Source organism: Streptomyces sp. NBC_00690 (genome assembly GCF_036226685.1).
In the GTDB taxonomy this organism is placed as follows: Bacteria; Actinomycetota; Actinomycetes; order Streptomycetales; family Streptomycetaceae; genus Streptomyces.
Map to the genome: position 1 here is coordinate 8,260,221 of NZ_CP109009.1, position 14,121 is coordinate 8,274,341.

Annotated in this window: 9 protein-coding genes; 5 read left to right on the forward strand and 4 right to left on the reverse strand. The window is 68.8% G+C overall.

Annotation, left to right across the window (positions count from 1 at the left end; translation table 11 throughout):
• Positions 1 to 18 precede the first annotated feature (18 nt).
• From OID54_RS35630 to OID54_RS35645, 4 genes are all read right to left on the reverse strand, one after another.
• Positions 19 to 717, reverse strand: coding sequence for an adenosylcobinamide amidohydrolase (locus tag OID54_RS35630; protein WP_329026508.1), 699 nt, complete (start codon positions 715 to 717; stop codon positions 19 to 21).
• Positions 718 to 916: 199 nt separating this feature from the next.
• Positions 917 to 1,630, reverse strand: a complete 714-nt coding sequence (locus OID54_RS35635) for a Crp/Fnr family transcriptional regulator (protein ID WP_329026510.1) — start codon at positions 1,628 to 1,630, stop codon at positions 917 to 919.
• 85 nt (positions 1,631 to 1,715) lie between these two features.
• A complete protein-coding gene (locus tag OID54_RS35640) occupies positions 1,716 to 2,285 on the reverse strand; it encodes a YdeI/OmpD-associated family protein (protein ID WP_329026513.1) in 570 nt (189 codons plus the stop codon).
• A 12-nt stretch (positions 2,286 to 2,297) separates the two neighbouring features.
• On the reverse strand, positions 2,298 to 2,702 hold the full coding sequence (locus OID54_RS35645) for a 4'-phosphopantetheinyl transferase family protein (RefSeq protein ID WP_329026515.1): 405 nt from the start codon (positions 2,700 to 2,702) through the stop codon (positions 2,298 to 2,300).
• Positions 2,703 to 3,416: 714 nt separating this feature from the next.
• Here OID54_RS35645 and OID54_RS35650 point away from each other — a divergent pair.
• The 5 genes from OID54_RS35650 to OID54_RS35670 all read left to right on the forward strand — a co-directional run bounded on the left by OID54_RS35650 (position 3,417) and on the right by OID54_RS35670 (position 14,113).
• Positions 3,417 to 4,646 carry a hydroxymethylglutaryl-CoA synthase family protein gene (locus tag OID54_RS35650; RefSeq protein ID WP_329026517.1) on the forward strand — a complete coding sequence of 410 codons (1,230 nt, stop codon included), beginning with the start codon at positions 3,417 to 3,419 and terminating at the stop codon, positions 4,644 to 4,646.
• A complete protein-coding gene (locus OID54_RS35655; protein WP_329026519.1) occupies positions 4,646 to 5,413 on the forward strand; it encodes an enoyl-CoA hydratase-related protein in 768 nt (255 codons plus the stop codon). The genes OID54_RS35650 and OID54_RS35655 overlap by 1 nt, the downstream gene beginning before the upstream one ends.
• Before the next feature lie 4 nt (positions 5,414 to 5,417).
• A complete protein-coding gene (locus OID54_RS35660; protein ID WP_329026522.1) occupies positions 5,418 to 6,347 on the forward strand; it encodes an ACP S-malonyltransferase in 930 nt (309 codons plus the stop codon).
• Positions 6,344 to 12,265, forward strand: coding sequence for a beta-ketoacyl synthase N-terminal-like domain-containing protein (locus OID54_RS35665; RefSeq protein ID WP_329026524.1), 5,922 nt, complete (start codon positions 6,344 to 6,346; stop codon positions 12,263 to 12,265). The genes OID54_RS35660 and OID54_RS35665 overlap by 4 nt, the downstream gene beginning before the upstream one ends.
• Before the next feature lie 294 nt (positions 12,266 to 12,559).
• Complete coding sequence (locus tag OID54_RS35670) at positions 12,560 to 14,113, forward strand: MDR family MFS transporter (protein ID WP_329026526.1); 1,554 nt, start codon at positions 12,560 to 12,562, stop codon at positions 14,111 to 14,113.
• Positions 14,114 to 14,121: the final 8 nt, after the last annotated feature.

Here is a 14,121-nt window from a genome sequence, read left to right on the forward strand (position 1 = left end):
CCGGGTCCGGCCAGCTGCTCAATCGAGGCTGTTCGCCCCGGGAGAAGGGAGGGCGGTGTGCACCGCGTGGTGCACGGCACGGGCCAGACGTGCGCCCCACAGCGACCGTGGGCCGGCGAAGGCATGGGTCTCGGCTTCGGGATGGGGACGTCGTGCGGCGATGCACACGGCATCGGTGGGTGTGCCGGTGCAGTCGTATCCCGCGTCCAGCAGGGCCTGCACCTTGGCCTCGGTGGCAGTGGCCACCGCGTTGACCAGCGCGGCATCGGTCAGCGGCACCGGGAGCGCGGCGATGATGTTGATCGTGCCGGGGGCTGGTGCACGAGAGGTGCCTTCCGACGGGGATGCGGCCCAGCCGCGTACCCCGATGCCCGCGGTCACAACGGCCGCCGCGCCCGCGTCGTACCCCTGGGCGTGCGCGGTGACGTCGGCGGCAGTCAACATGCCCACGCCCTCGCCCCGGGCCCGGGCGTCCCGAGCCAGCTCGGTGAGGTGTTGCGCCGGATCGGTCCGTCGGTAGCCATGGGAGACCTGGGCATTGAGAACCCACGCACGCTCGGCGATCCCACCGCCGAGGACCGTACTGCTGATCATCCGCCAGCCGGGGCCGGCGGACCACAACAGGGCGTGCAACTGTTCGCCGTCCTCGGTGCGCGTCAGACACTCCACGGACAACGGGAGCGTACGGGTGCGAAGTGGCGGGACGACGGCGGTCACGGGCGAAGGCTCCTTCGGGCGGCACGGACCGGCTGATCGTAGGCACGCCCTCATCGGCAGGGGCACGCCGGGGGTCCCTCCGCGGTCCGGGTGCCGAAGGATGTCACCGGATCGGACGGCACACCACCCGGGTACGGAGCCCACGTGCTGATGTCTTCGGCTCGCCGACCTCCCCTGTCGGCGAGCCCATGGCGTTCGGCTACGCCGTGTGTTGGAGTTCGGGCACCTCATCGTTCGGGTCCGAGGCGAGGAAGTCCGAGACGGTGTCGCAGTTGACGAGCAGGGTGCCGTCCGGCAGTCGTTTCACCAGACCGCGGCAGGTGAAGTTCTTGAGGAAGAATCCGATACGAGACCGGGTCGTTCCCACCATGGCGGCGAGTTCATCGTGGGTGATGCGGGCGTCGATGTGCTGCCACTGCGAACCCCGGCCGGCGAATCGGTGGGACAGATGCAGCAGGATCGCCGCGAGGCGGTACTCGCACTTCATGGTGACCAGATGCTTGATGGTGCTTTCGCGCTCGCGAATGCGCTGGGCCAGATGCTGGCTCCATTTCTGGAACAGATCCGGGTCGCTGCGCAACATGCGGACGAAGTCGCGGCGATTGATGCGCAATACATGGCTGTCCAGCATCGCGGTGGCGGACTCTTCATGCACGGAGGGTCTCAGTGAAAGAGCGCCAAGAATGTCACCGCGTCGACAGATATCGAGAATACACTCCTTTCCGCTGTGCGCGCTGGTGGTGAGTTTGATACCACCGTGGATGACGAGGAAGAGGTTGTCGATGCTGTCGCCGCAGGTGTAGAGGTTGTAACCACGCTCCAAGTTGATGGGGGTCAGCGAGATCTTGGACTCGTCCATGTTCTGCAGCAGATGTAAATAGAAGGCAGACTTGCCGAATCGAGCGTGCTGCATCGAAATGCCTCCCCATTGTTAATATGCTGCCCTGGAGGATTCGGGGTCACGGCCGCGGTGGGCCGGACCCCGACCAGGCGAATCACTACGGATATAGCTTCTCTTTGTTCAACATCATCGCGATGAACTTCTCGATGCGCTTGGCGCGCGTCTCGGCCTTTTTGGCGCTCTGGAGGCGGTACAGAATGGCGTACCGGTTCTTGCTGTCCAGCGTCGCGAAGAACTCAGCTGCTTCGGGTTCCTCGGCGAGTGCGGACTGCCAGTCGTCCGGCACGGTCATCTTGCTCTGGGAGGCGTAGGCCGCCTCCCAACGCCCGTCGGCCTTCGCCGCGTCGATCTCGCGCTGGCCCGCCGGGCGGATGCTGCCCGCCGCGCTCAGTCGCTCCACCCGCTCCCGGTTCGCCTGCGACCAGGGGCTCTTCTTGGTCCGCGGGGTGAAGCGCTGCTGCCAGTACAGGTCGTCCACCTTGTCGCGCTGGCTGTCGATCCACCCAAAGCAGATGGCGACGTCGAGTGCCTCCGCATAGGTGATGCTCGGCAGCCCGCTGGCCTTCTTCGCGATCTTCACCCACACACCGGCAACAGTGTTGTGGTTCTCCTCCAGCCACTGCTCCCACCGTCGTTGTTCCTCGAAAAAGATGATCGATTCGCTCATCCTTCGATCCAATCAGAACCGTGCGGTCTGCGGGCGTTCGTCGTCGGTGCCGGACAGGTGAACCCTGACCGTGACATCGCTCCCCTGCTCGATGGTGGCCCTGCCCTGTACCGCCAGGGCGAGAAGTCCACCGCGCTGTACCGGCCACTGCCTGAACGTGTATCGGGCGTGCTCGGGCCCTGCGGCGAGGGACAGCAGCGCCGGCCGGCTGGTGCCGACCGCGAACTCGCACGCGGTCATGGGAAACCGCATGCCCGAGCCGATCGCCTTGAGGTACGCCTCCTTCACCGTCCAGTAGCGAAAGAACAGTTCCTGGCGCCGGCCCGGCGGGGCCAGATCGAACTCGCGCTGCTCGCGCTCCGAGAGCACGGACCTGGTGAGCCGGTGCAGCGGCAGCACCCGAACAGGGCGCTCCACATCAACACCACAACGCGCACCCCGGGTTGTCACACAAGCCACGATGCCGTCCGTGTGCGACAGATTGAACCTAAGGGAACGAGCCCAGGTCGGATAGTGCACCTCGGGGCGACCGAGGCTGGAACGGAGAAAGCGCCACTCATCCGGGTGTACCCGGGGTTCAACGGTGCTCAGGGCGTGCCGGACAAGACCCCAGGCCGCACCGTACACAGCGCGATCCTGTGTGCGACGCAACGCGTCCCGGCTGGTCCGTTCCGAATCGGACAGCGCCCACTCGACGTCAGCGACACCTACGCCGTTACCAGTTGCCGCCTCGTCGGCGACTTCTCGGCACCACACGTGCGCCACCGTTCCGGAGTATTGCATCGGCCCTGCGCCTCCTCGTGGCCAGGTCGGAGCATTTTGGACTGATTTTGCACTGGAGCACTTCTAGCGGTTCCGCCTTAAGGAACTCTTCAGCGCGGCCCCAGGCCGTGTCTGTCAAATCCCGCCTGTCTGGCGGGGTCTGCCCCGTTACCGGTCCCGGTGAGGGCGTCCCCCTCCCTTCGTACGGCGGCAAATTTTCATGTTCCTGACACAGCCTTGTGAGGTTAGCGTGGTACGCAAGAGGATCCCCAGACTGCGCAATAGTGTGCAGTCACCGCGTTCCTCTCCGCGTCATGCTCGGCGCCGGTCAGACGGACGCCGGCGCGCTCCGGCAGACGGGAGAGCCGCATGGGCGTCGGAATCAGAGCACTCCACCCGTACGTGGGACGGACCTGCGTCGACATCAGGACCCTGTACGAGACACGGGGCCATGACATGAGCCGCTTCGGCAATCTGATGATGCGCCGGAAGTCGGTCAACCTGCCGTTCGAGGACGCGGTGACCAATGCGGTCAACGCAGCCCTTCCGCTGGTGCGCGGGCTCACCCCGGCAGAACGCGATCGGATCGAGGCCGTCGTGGTGGCGACCGAGTCGGGCGTCGACCTCGGCAAGTCGATCAGCACCTATGTGCATCACTACCTTGAACTCGGCCCCCGCTGCCGCTCCTTCGAGGTCAAACAGGCGTGTTACGGAGGAACTGCCGCGCTGCACTCCGCCGTGGGCATGGTGCACGCGAGCCCCTTCGACGATGCGCTCGCCCTGGTCATCGCCGCCGATGCCGCGGGAGTGCCGGCACTCGGCGAACAGTGGGAGGGCGCCGAAGGTGCCGGAGCTGTCGCCATGCTCATCGGCCGCGACGCCACCACCCTGGACATCGATCTCGGCGCCAGCGGCTGCCACACCTTCGAGGTGATGGACACCTTCCGGCCCGGCCCCGGCATCGACGTGGTCAACCAGGACATCTCCATGCTGGCCTACCTCGAATGCGTACAACAGGCTTTCGGCGCCTACCGCGACCGGGTGGACGGCACCGACGTCGTCGACAGCTTCGCCTATCTGGGCTTCCACACCCCGTTCGTGGGCATGGTGCGCGGCGCCCACCGACGACTCCTGCGCCAACAGCGCAACTCCGACCAGCAGGAAGTGGACGCCGACTACGAACGGCGGGTGAGCCAGTCCCAGGTGTACGGCGCGGAGGTCGGCAACATCTTCTCCGCCTCCCTCTACCTGGCGTTGTGTTCGCTGATCCGGCACGGCAGCTTTCCCGAACCCAGGCGGATCGGACTCTTCTCCTACGGATCCGGCTGCGCCTCCGAGTTCTTCAGCGGTGTCGTCCACCCCCGTGCGGTGGACGACCTGGCGGCGCTCGGCGTCGAGGAAGCACTGGCCACCCGCAGGCCCCTGACCATCGCCGAGTACGACCTGGTCGCCGCAGCGGGCGACCGTGCGCAGTTCGGCGTGCGGGACGCCCACTTCGACCTCGATGAACACGGCGACCTCGGCAAGGAGTTCACCGGCCGGGGCCTGCTGGTGCTGGATCGGATCGAGGGGTACCACCGCACGTACAGGTGGACCTGATGACCACCCACACCACCGGGCCGGCCGTGCTCGTCGATCGGGACGGCCCCGTCACCCGGCTCACGATCAACCGACCGCACCGCCGCAACAGCCTGACACCCGACGACGTCGCCCTGCTGCGCGACGCGGTGGAGTCGGCGGCCGTGGATCCACGGACGCGCGCCCTGGTCCTTGAGGGCAGCGGCGGCACACTGTGCACAGGCATGGACCTCGCTGACATCTCCACCGACGAGGGCGACAGCGGCGGCGGTGACTTCTTCGACCTGCTCCACCGGATCACCGAGGTGCCGATCACCGTGCTCGCCAAGGTTGACGGCCAAGCCGCCGGAGGCGGGGTCGGCCTGGTCGCAGCCTGTGATCTGGTGGTCGCCACCGACCGCAGCTCCTTCGCCCTGCCCGAGGCCCTGTGGGGCCTGTTGCCCTGCAACATTCTGCCGTTCCTGATGCGCAGGATCGGCTTCCAACGGGCCTATGCCATGACCCTGTCCACGGCACCGATCACCGCATCCGACGCACGCGCTTTCGGGCTGGTCGACGAGGTAGAAGGCGAACACGGGCAGCAACTGCGCAGACTGCTGGGCCGCGTCACCAAGATAGACCGGTCGACCACCGCCGCCGCGAAGGCGTACTGCGCAAGCCTCGCACCGATCCCCGATACCGCGCGGGCCCACGCCGGCGAGGTGTTCGCGCAACTGCTCGCCTCCCCGGCGGTGCGCACCAGGATCGACAACTACGTACACCACCAGCGGATGCCGTGGGAGGGATAGATCCGTGCTGACAGCCCTCGCCTTCGCCGGACAAGGCGCCCTACGCGGGCAGAGCGGCGCCGAACTGCTCGACCGGTATCCCGAGCTGACCGCGCAGGCGGAGGCCGTTCTCGGCCATCCCCTGCGTCCGGTGCTCACAGCCGAGTCCGGCAGCGCCTGGCGCCACCTGTCCAGGGTCCAGCCGACGCTCTTCGTCATCACCCGCCTTGCCGCACTGGATGCGCCCGAAGCGTCCTATCTGGTCGGTCACAGCATGGGCGAGCTCACCGCGTTGTGCCACGCCGGCTGCATCGACTTCCCCACCGCACTGCGTCTGGTGCACACCCGGGCCCGGTTGATCTCCGCATGCCCGGTGCCCGGTGGGATGTTGGCGGTCACGGGCATCGGAGTCCGGGAGCTGACGGTGGTGATGGCGACCGAGGGGTTCGCCGACATCGACATCGCCAACCTGAATGCACCGGACCAGACCGTACTGGCCGGCCCCACCGGATCGCTGCGGGCACTTGCCGCAGTGGTCCGCGGGGGCGGTGTCGCCAAGGCAACCCTGATCGACGCGCCCAACCCAGGCCACTCCCGGTACATGGCCGACGCCGCCGCGGGGTTCGCCGAAGTGCTCGCCACGGTCACGTTCGCCTCTCCCCGCATTCCGGTGATCTCCAATGTGACCGCCCGGCCCCATCGCCTCGACCGACTGCCCGAACTGCTCGCCCAGCACCTGTACAGGCCGGTGCGCTGGTCCGACAGCATGTCCTACCTCCGAGACGCCGGGGTCACGGAGCTCCACCAGGCGGGCACCGGCAGTCTGCTGCCCCGCCTCTGGGCGGCATGCACCGCGACGGACGAATCCGATGGTCCGGTCACAACGCTCAGGAGTGAGCGGGGCAAGCGCCCGTACGCCTCTAACGTGCGGGGCGGAACACCGAACGCTGGATGACAGGGGTGAGCGTGGTGTACAGCGAGCAGGAACAGTGGGTCCTCCTCTCAGCGGCCGACGAGGAGCGGCTGGTGCACCTCGCCCGGCTCTACCGGGACTTCCTCGACACCGCGGAACCGCCGGCGTTGGCCGACATCGCGTTCACCAGCCAGAACGGTCGGGTGCCGCTCGGTCACCGCCTCGCCGTACGGTGTCGCACGGTCGCGCAGTTGTGTGCGGCACTCGACGATGTGGTGGCGGACAGGTCGTCGGCGGCGGTGCGGCGCTCCGTGGTGCACACGCTCCCCTCCCGCACCGCGGAACCGACGGCGGTCACCGACCGGCAAGAGGCGGTGGCGGCATGGCTGGCTGGGCAGGAGGTGAACTGGCGGCCCTTGTGGAAGGTACCGGCCCGGCGCATCACACTGCCGTCGTACCCCTTTGACGACTTCGACCCGTCACCCGTGCACACGTCGCCTCCTCCTGAGCCTGCTCCCGACCCCGAACTGTCGGCGCCCACCGATGGCGGCTGGGCGCTCGACTACATGTGCCGGCTGTTCGCGGAGACGGCCGGCCTGCCCGTGGAAGACGCCCATCCGCACACTCCACTGGAGGAGTTGGGCCTCAGCTCCTTCCTGATCACCCGGCTCAACACCCGGCTCGCCCATGACCTGGGGGAGCGGAGCAAGACACTGTTCTTCCAGCACCGCACCCTCGCCGACATCGCCAGCGTGCTTGCGGTGCGTCACAGTGCACCGGTGGACGTGTCCGCCCGCGCCCGGGTGCGCCCGTCCGCGCCGGGGTCCACCGCACCCGAGCCCCTGGCCATCGTCGGCATCGCAGGTCGCTTCCCCGGCGCCGACTCGCTCGCCGAGTTCTGGGAGAGCCTGCGCACGGGTGCCTGCACGGTCGGCCCGATGCCCGCCGACCGGCTGCGACCGGGCTGGCCGGCCTCCTTGATGCACGGCGGCTACCTCAGCGACGTGGACCGGTTCGACCCACTGCTGTTCGGTATCAGCCCCCGGCACGCGGAGCTGATGGATCCACAGGAGCGACTCTGTCTGGAAGCCGTCTGGGAGGCCCTGGACGACGCCGGCTACCCGGCTCACCGACTACGTACCGCCCATGACTCCAAGGTCGGGGTCTACGTCGGGTCCATGTACAACGAGTATCCGTACTTCGGAGTGGAGCACAGCCTGCGCGGCGCCGTCGCCGACAGTGGTTCCACCGTGGCGGGCATCGCCAACCGCATCTCGTTCGCCTTCGACCTGCACGGCCCCAGCATGACCGTGGACACCATGTGCTCAGCCTCCCTGGTCGCCCTGCACCTGGCCGCCCGTGCCCTGCGCGCCGGCGACTGCGAGGCCGCCGTGGTCGCCGCGACGAATTTGTCGCTCCATCCGAACAAGTTCCGCCAGATCGACCGATTGGGCGGGGCGTCCAGCGATGGCCTCTGCCGCAGTTTCGGACGCGGTGGCGACGGGATGGTCCCCGCCGAGACCGTCTGCGCCCTGATCGTCAAACCGCTGTCGGCGGCCTTGGCCGCCGGCGACCGGGTGCACGCCGTGGTGGCCGGCACCGCCGTGGTCAACGCGGGGCGAACCAACGGATGGATCGTCCCGAGCCCCACCGCTCAGGCCGAGGTGGTCCAACAGGCCCTGTCGGACGCCGGTCTGGAGCCCCAGGACATCGGATACCTGGAGGCGCACGGCGCCGGCACCGCACTCGGTGACCCGATCGAGGCCGAGGGTCTGCACCGGGTCTTCCAGCCGGACGCGATGGGTCGTGCCACCCTGCCGATGGGGTCGGTGAAGTCCAACATCGGCCACGCCGAGGCAGCAGCCGGCCTGGCCGGCATCGCCAAGGCCGTGCTCCAGCTCACCCATCGGACGCTGGTGGCTTCCCTGCACGCCGAGGAACTCAACCCGGACATCGACTGGGACTCCTCCCCACTGCGGGTCCAACGCACACGGCAACCGTGGACCGTGCCGGACGGGAAGCCGCGTCGGGCCGGGGTGAGTTCGTTCGGCGCCGGGGGCACCTTGGCCCACGTCATCCTTGAGGAACCGCCCACCCGTTCGGCTCCGCCCGCTCCGGCTCCCTCTCCGCCGAACGCGACCCTGATCATGCTGTCGGCGTATGACGAGGATCGACTGCGCGAGGTGATCACCCGTCTGTCGGGCCATCTGCGCGACCATCCGACCATCGATCTCACCGATCTGGCCTTCACCCTCGCGGAAGGTCGCCATCACCTGAGGGAGCGGGCCGCCGCGGTGGTGGCCGACATCGACGAACTGGCCGGGCGGCTCCGCCGCCATCTGGACGGGGATCCGACCGCGCTGCTCCGGGGCCGGGCACCGTCGAACCGAAGGCCCGACGACGCAGTCAGTACCGGTGACCCGGAAGCGCTCGCACAGCAGTGGGTCACGGGACGGCCGGTCGGCATCGAGTGGCCGGCCGGGTGCCGGCCGAGCGTACTGACCCTGCCCGCCTATCCCTTCGCCCGGATGCGCTGCTGGCTGCCCGATCCCGAACCGGCCATCGGCCTTCCCGCCGTTGCCCCTCCCGCAACGGACGGTCCCGATGAACTGCCGCTGTACCGCAAGACCTGGCGCCTGGCCGGCCCGGTGGGCGCCCCGGTGGCCCTGCACGGCAGTCTGCTCTGCCTCTACGGTCCGGGCAGCCGTGCCCTGGCCCATGCCGTCGTGGCACGGATCGGTCCCGACCGGGTCCACCTGGTGCAGGAGGGCCCCGGCGACCGCGACGCGCACGCATCCCTCACCGGTGCCCGCGGGGAGGACCTCGCGGATCGGGCCCTGGCCGCGCATCCCGACCTGGCGGCCGTCATCGACCTCACCGATCTCACCGACCCTTCAGACACCGCAGACACCGCAGACACCGCAGACACCGCAGACACCGACCGCCCCACCGGTGGGACGGAATCGTGGCAGACGCGGGTCGCCCTGCTGCAACGGCTGACCGCCTCCGGCCCCGCCCGCCGGGCAGCGGGCCGCACCCGGCCGGTGCACGTTCTCCACGCCACCCGTGGCCGACGCGCGGTCGGCAGCGGCCCGGGGCAGCCCACCGGGGCACGCATGGCCGGGTTCATACGCTTCCTCGGTGCCGAGACCGGCCATCTCACCGCGGTCACGGTCGACCTCGACGAAACCGGCCGGACACTTGACGACCAGGTCGGGGAACTGCTGGCCGCCCTGCCGGGAAACACATACGGCGAGTGCGTCCACCGAGCCGGACAGACGTACGTACCGGCCCTAACCCCGATCGTCGACGCCCTGACTCCCGCGCCCCGGCTGGACCACTACGGCGTCTATCTGCTCACCGGGGCCACCCGTGGCATCGGCTCCCGCGTCGCCCGCCACCTAGTGGCACGCGGCGCCCGTCATCTCGCCCTCCTGGGTGCCCGGTCGCTACCGGAGACGGCACGTTTCGACGCTCCGGACCTGAGCGCCGAGGCGCGCGCCGCGGTGGAGACCGTACGGGCGTTGGAAGCCGCAGGCGCGCGGGTGCACGTCCACCGTGGTGCCCTGCTGGACCAAGGAGGGCTCGAAGACTTCCTCGACCAGGTCCGCGAAGTCAGCGGCCCGGTGCGCGGAGCGGTCCACTGCGCTGCGGTGACCCCTTCGGTGGGGCCATTCGCCGGGCGGGCCACGAGCGACATCCAACGCGTCCTCGAACCCAAGGCGGATGCGCTGGACGTCCTCTACCGGCTGTGCCTTGCGGACCGTCCCGACTTCCTGGTGGCCTTCTCCTCGCTTGCCGCCGTGGTGCCATCCGTCGCCTCAGGTGTGCTGGAGTACGCGGCGGCCAATGCGTACGTCGACGATCTGACCGAGCACCTGGCGACGGCCAACTCCTGGGTGCACTCGGTGGCCTGGCCCATGTGGCGCGACAGTGGTGCCCGACAGGGTGCGGGCAACCCGGGAGCCCGGTTCGGGCTCGACTCCGCCGGGGACGAAGAGGCACTGCGCGCACTCGACCGGGTCATCTGCTCGGACACCGGTGGCCCGGTGGTGGCACTGCGCACGCTGCGGGGCGCAGAACCCAATGAGCTCCTCAAACTGCCGGCCGTGATGGACGATGCGCCACCGCCCGCACTCCAAGCGCCGTCGCCGACCCCTGAACCCTCACCTCGGCTCAACGGCCACCGTCCGGTGCCCAGTTGGCTGTTCGACATCTTCGCCCGAGTGGTCGGCATCCCGGCCGCCGACTTCGACCCGACCGCGGAGTTCGCCGAACTGGGTGTCGAATCGGTGATGCTCGGCGAACTCCTCGACGCGATCGAACAACAGGTCGGCAGGTCCCTCGACCCGGTGTTGCTGCTGGAGCACAGCACCCTGCGGGCCCTCGCGGGCCGGTTGAACGAGCTCACGCCGCCATCGGACCGACCGCAGGAACCCACTCCGGTCGCCGAGCCATGGACCGAAGCCACTCAGCCACCGCTCACGACGGTTCGCCACTCCCAGCCCCCGCCGGCGACGCAGCCGCAGCCCGACCGAGTACGAACACACGAGCCATCGACACCGAAGAGTGATGCCATCGCGGTGATCGGGATGGCCTGTCGACTGCCCGGGGCCCCCGACGTGGCGACCTTCTGGCGCAACCTGGTGGCGGGACACCTGGCCATCGGTGAGGTACCTCCGGAGCGCTGGGACGCCTCCCGGTTCCACCGGCCCACTCCACAACCTGGCCGTACGGTCGGCAAGTGGGGCGGCTTCGTCCCCGGGATCGAGGAGTTCGACGCCGGACACTTCGGCCTCACGGACGACCAGGCCCGCTATCTGGACCCGACCATCCGGCTCTTCCTGGAAGGCACGGCGGACTGCTTGCGCGATGCCGGTCTGGAAGGCCCCGAACTCGCCGGCCGGGACGTCGGAGTGTTCGCCGGAGCCCGAGGCACCGGCTACGCCGGTCGCGGTGAGATACGGGCCGAAGTACCGGAGTCGGACGCGAACTTCGTCGCCTCCCACGTCGGACAGCACTTCGACCTACGAGGCCCGCACCTCGTCGTGGACAGCGCCTGCTCGTCCTCCCTGGTGGCCATTCACCTGGCCTGTCAGAGCCTGCGCAGCGGGGAGATCGACCTGGCCGTCGCCGGCGGCAGCAGCGTACTGCTGGACGAGACGTCCTTCCTGGAGTTCTCGGCCGCAGGCGCCCTGTCACCCACGGGCCGGTGCGCCGCGTTCGACCGGCGTGCCGATGGATTCGTACCAGGGGAGGGCAGTGTCGTCCTCCTGCTCAAACCACTCGACGCCGCCCTGCGCGACGGGGATCCGATCCGCGGTGTCATCGAGGGCTCAGCGGTGACCAACGACGGTCGGACCATGGGCCTGACCACACCGAATCCCACCGCCCAAGCCGCCGCGGTACGAAGGGCCCTGCGTGCGGCCCGGCGCTCACCCTCCGAGATCGGCATGATCGAGACACATGGCACCGGTACCGCGATCGGCGACCCGCTGGAGTTCCGGGCCCTGAGCACCGTCTTCGACGAGGACGACTCCCAGCGGGCCGGGCGGTGCCTGCTCGGCTCGGTCAAGACCAACGTGGGCCACCTCTTGCACGCGGCCGGCGCAGTCGGCCTCCTCAAGGCCCTGTTGGCCGTCGAGCACGGCATCGTCCCGCCGACGCTCAACTGCGAGAGCCCCAACCCCCGACTGCAACTCGACGCCTCGCCGTTCGCCCTGGCCACCGAGGCGCAGCAGTGGCCACTGCCAGGGCGCAGAGCCGCCGGGGTGAGCTCGTTCGGCTTCGGCGGCACCAATGCCCATGTGGTGGTCGGGCAGGCGCCCCCCGCCGACCGGCCCAGCCGGGCGAGCCGGCCGCCCATCGCCTTCGAACGCCGACGCCTATGGCTGGAGCGCCCGGGCGGGGCACCGTCCGCGCCCGCGGAAACACCCGCACTGCGCCTGGTCTTCCGATGATCGCTCCGGACCTGGGAACGCGGACGTGGCCGGATGCCGGCGAGATCCTGCCGAACCCCCGTCAGGGCCGGTAGTATCCCGCGCCGGCGCGGGATCACAGGGGCCGCACGAACAATCGGCCGCCGGGTGCGGCGAAGCGTCCGTGTCCGCAACCACGTCCAGAAGATCATCGGCAAGCCGCATGCGGAGAATCCGTACGCGCGGAATGGAAAGGGGGATGGGTCCTGGCCTTCGGGAACCGGGCCCCAACTACCCATGGCAGCGTCGCAACCGCAGGACTTAGCCCGACCCGAATTGAGCAAACGGCAGATCAACCGCGCCATCATCGGTGTGATGACGGGCCTGCTGCTCTCCGCGCTGGACCAGACGGTGGTCAGCACGGCACTGCCCAGCATCGTCAGCGACGTGGGTGGCCTGGAGAACCTCGCCTGGGTGATCACGGCGTACCTGTTGACGTCGATGGCGAGCACCCCCGTCTGGGGCAAGGTGTCCGACCAGTTCGGGCGCCGCAGCGTGTTCATCGTTGCGACGAGCGTCTTTATCGTGGGCTCCGCGCTGTGCGGCATCGCCCAGGAGATCGCCCAATTGATCGCCGCCCGCGCGGTACAGGGCCTGGGTGCCGGTGCGCTCTACGCCCTGGCCCTGGCCGTGATCGCCGATGTCGTACCGGTCCGTGAGCGGGGTCGCTACCAGGGCATGGTGGCCGGGGTCTTCGGCATCGCCACCCTGGCCGGCCCCCTGGTCGGCGGCGGTCTGGTGGACGCGATCGGCTGGCGGTGGATCTTCCTGATCAATGTTCCGCTGGGACTGCTCTCGCTGCTCGTCACGGTCTCCGCACTGAAGATCCCCACCGAACGCCGCAGCCACTCGGTGGACTATCTGGGCGCCACCCTCGTCATCGCCGCCACCACCCCGCTGTTGTTGTACTTGAGCTGGGCCGGTAGCGAGCACGGTTGGACGGACCCCCTGTCACTCGGGCTCCTCGCGGCCTCCCTCGTGCTGTCCGTCGCCCTGGTCGTGGTGGAGCGGCGTGCTGCCGAACCGGTCATGCCGATCCCCTTGTTCCGGCTGAGACTGTTCGCCCTCGGGTCCGTCTACAGCCTCGTGGCCGGCATGGCGCTGTTCACCGGCATCATCTTCCTCCCGGTGTTCTTCCAAGCCGTCAAGGGCATGTCGGCCTTCACCGCCGGCTTGGCCATGGTGCCGACCATGATCGGTGTCGGCTTCGCCTCGATCTACGCAGGCAACCGGATGAGTGCCACCGGCCGCTTCCGCGTCTTCCCCGTCCTCGGCGCCGCCCTGCTGGGGTTGACGCTGCTGCCGCTCGGCTTCATCAGTGCGGACACGCCGAGTTGGCTGGTCATCGTGTTGGGCGTCGTCTTCGGCATCGGCGCGGGCTTTAGCCTCCAGCCGATCATCACCGCCGTACAGGGGGTCGTACCGCAGACGGACATCGGCGCGGCCACCGCCGCCGTCAGCTTCTTCCAACGGCTCGGCTCGGCGATCGGTGTGGCCCTGCTGGGTGCCATCCTCAACAGTCGGTTCGCCGATCTGCTGAGCGAGAAGGGGGCAGTGAGTAGCGGCCTGGACGAGAAGTCACTGGGCAGCATCGATGCCATCCGCGACCTTCCTGGCGCGCAACGGGACATCGTCGTGGGCGCGTACGGAGAGGCCCTCGCCGCGGTGTTCCTGACCGTCGTGGTCTTCGCCGTCCTCGCGCTCGTCCTCGGCCTCCTCATGCCGGAGACATCGCTGCGCGAGGCCACGGAAGAGAGTACGGAAGAGAGCACGGAAGCGAGTCCCGAACAGGCCGCCGACGGCAAGGAAAAGGTTTCCGAAGAAGAGTAATTCGAGCG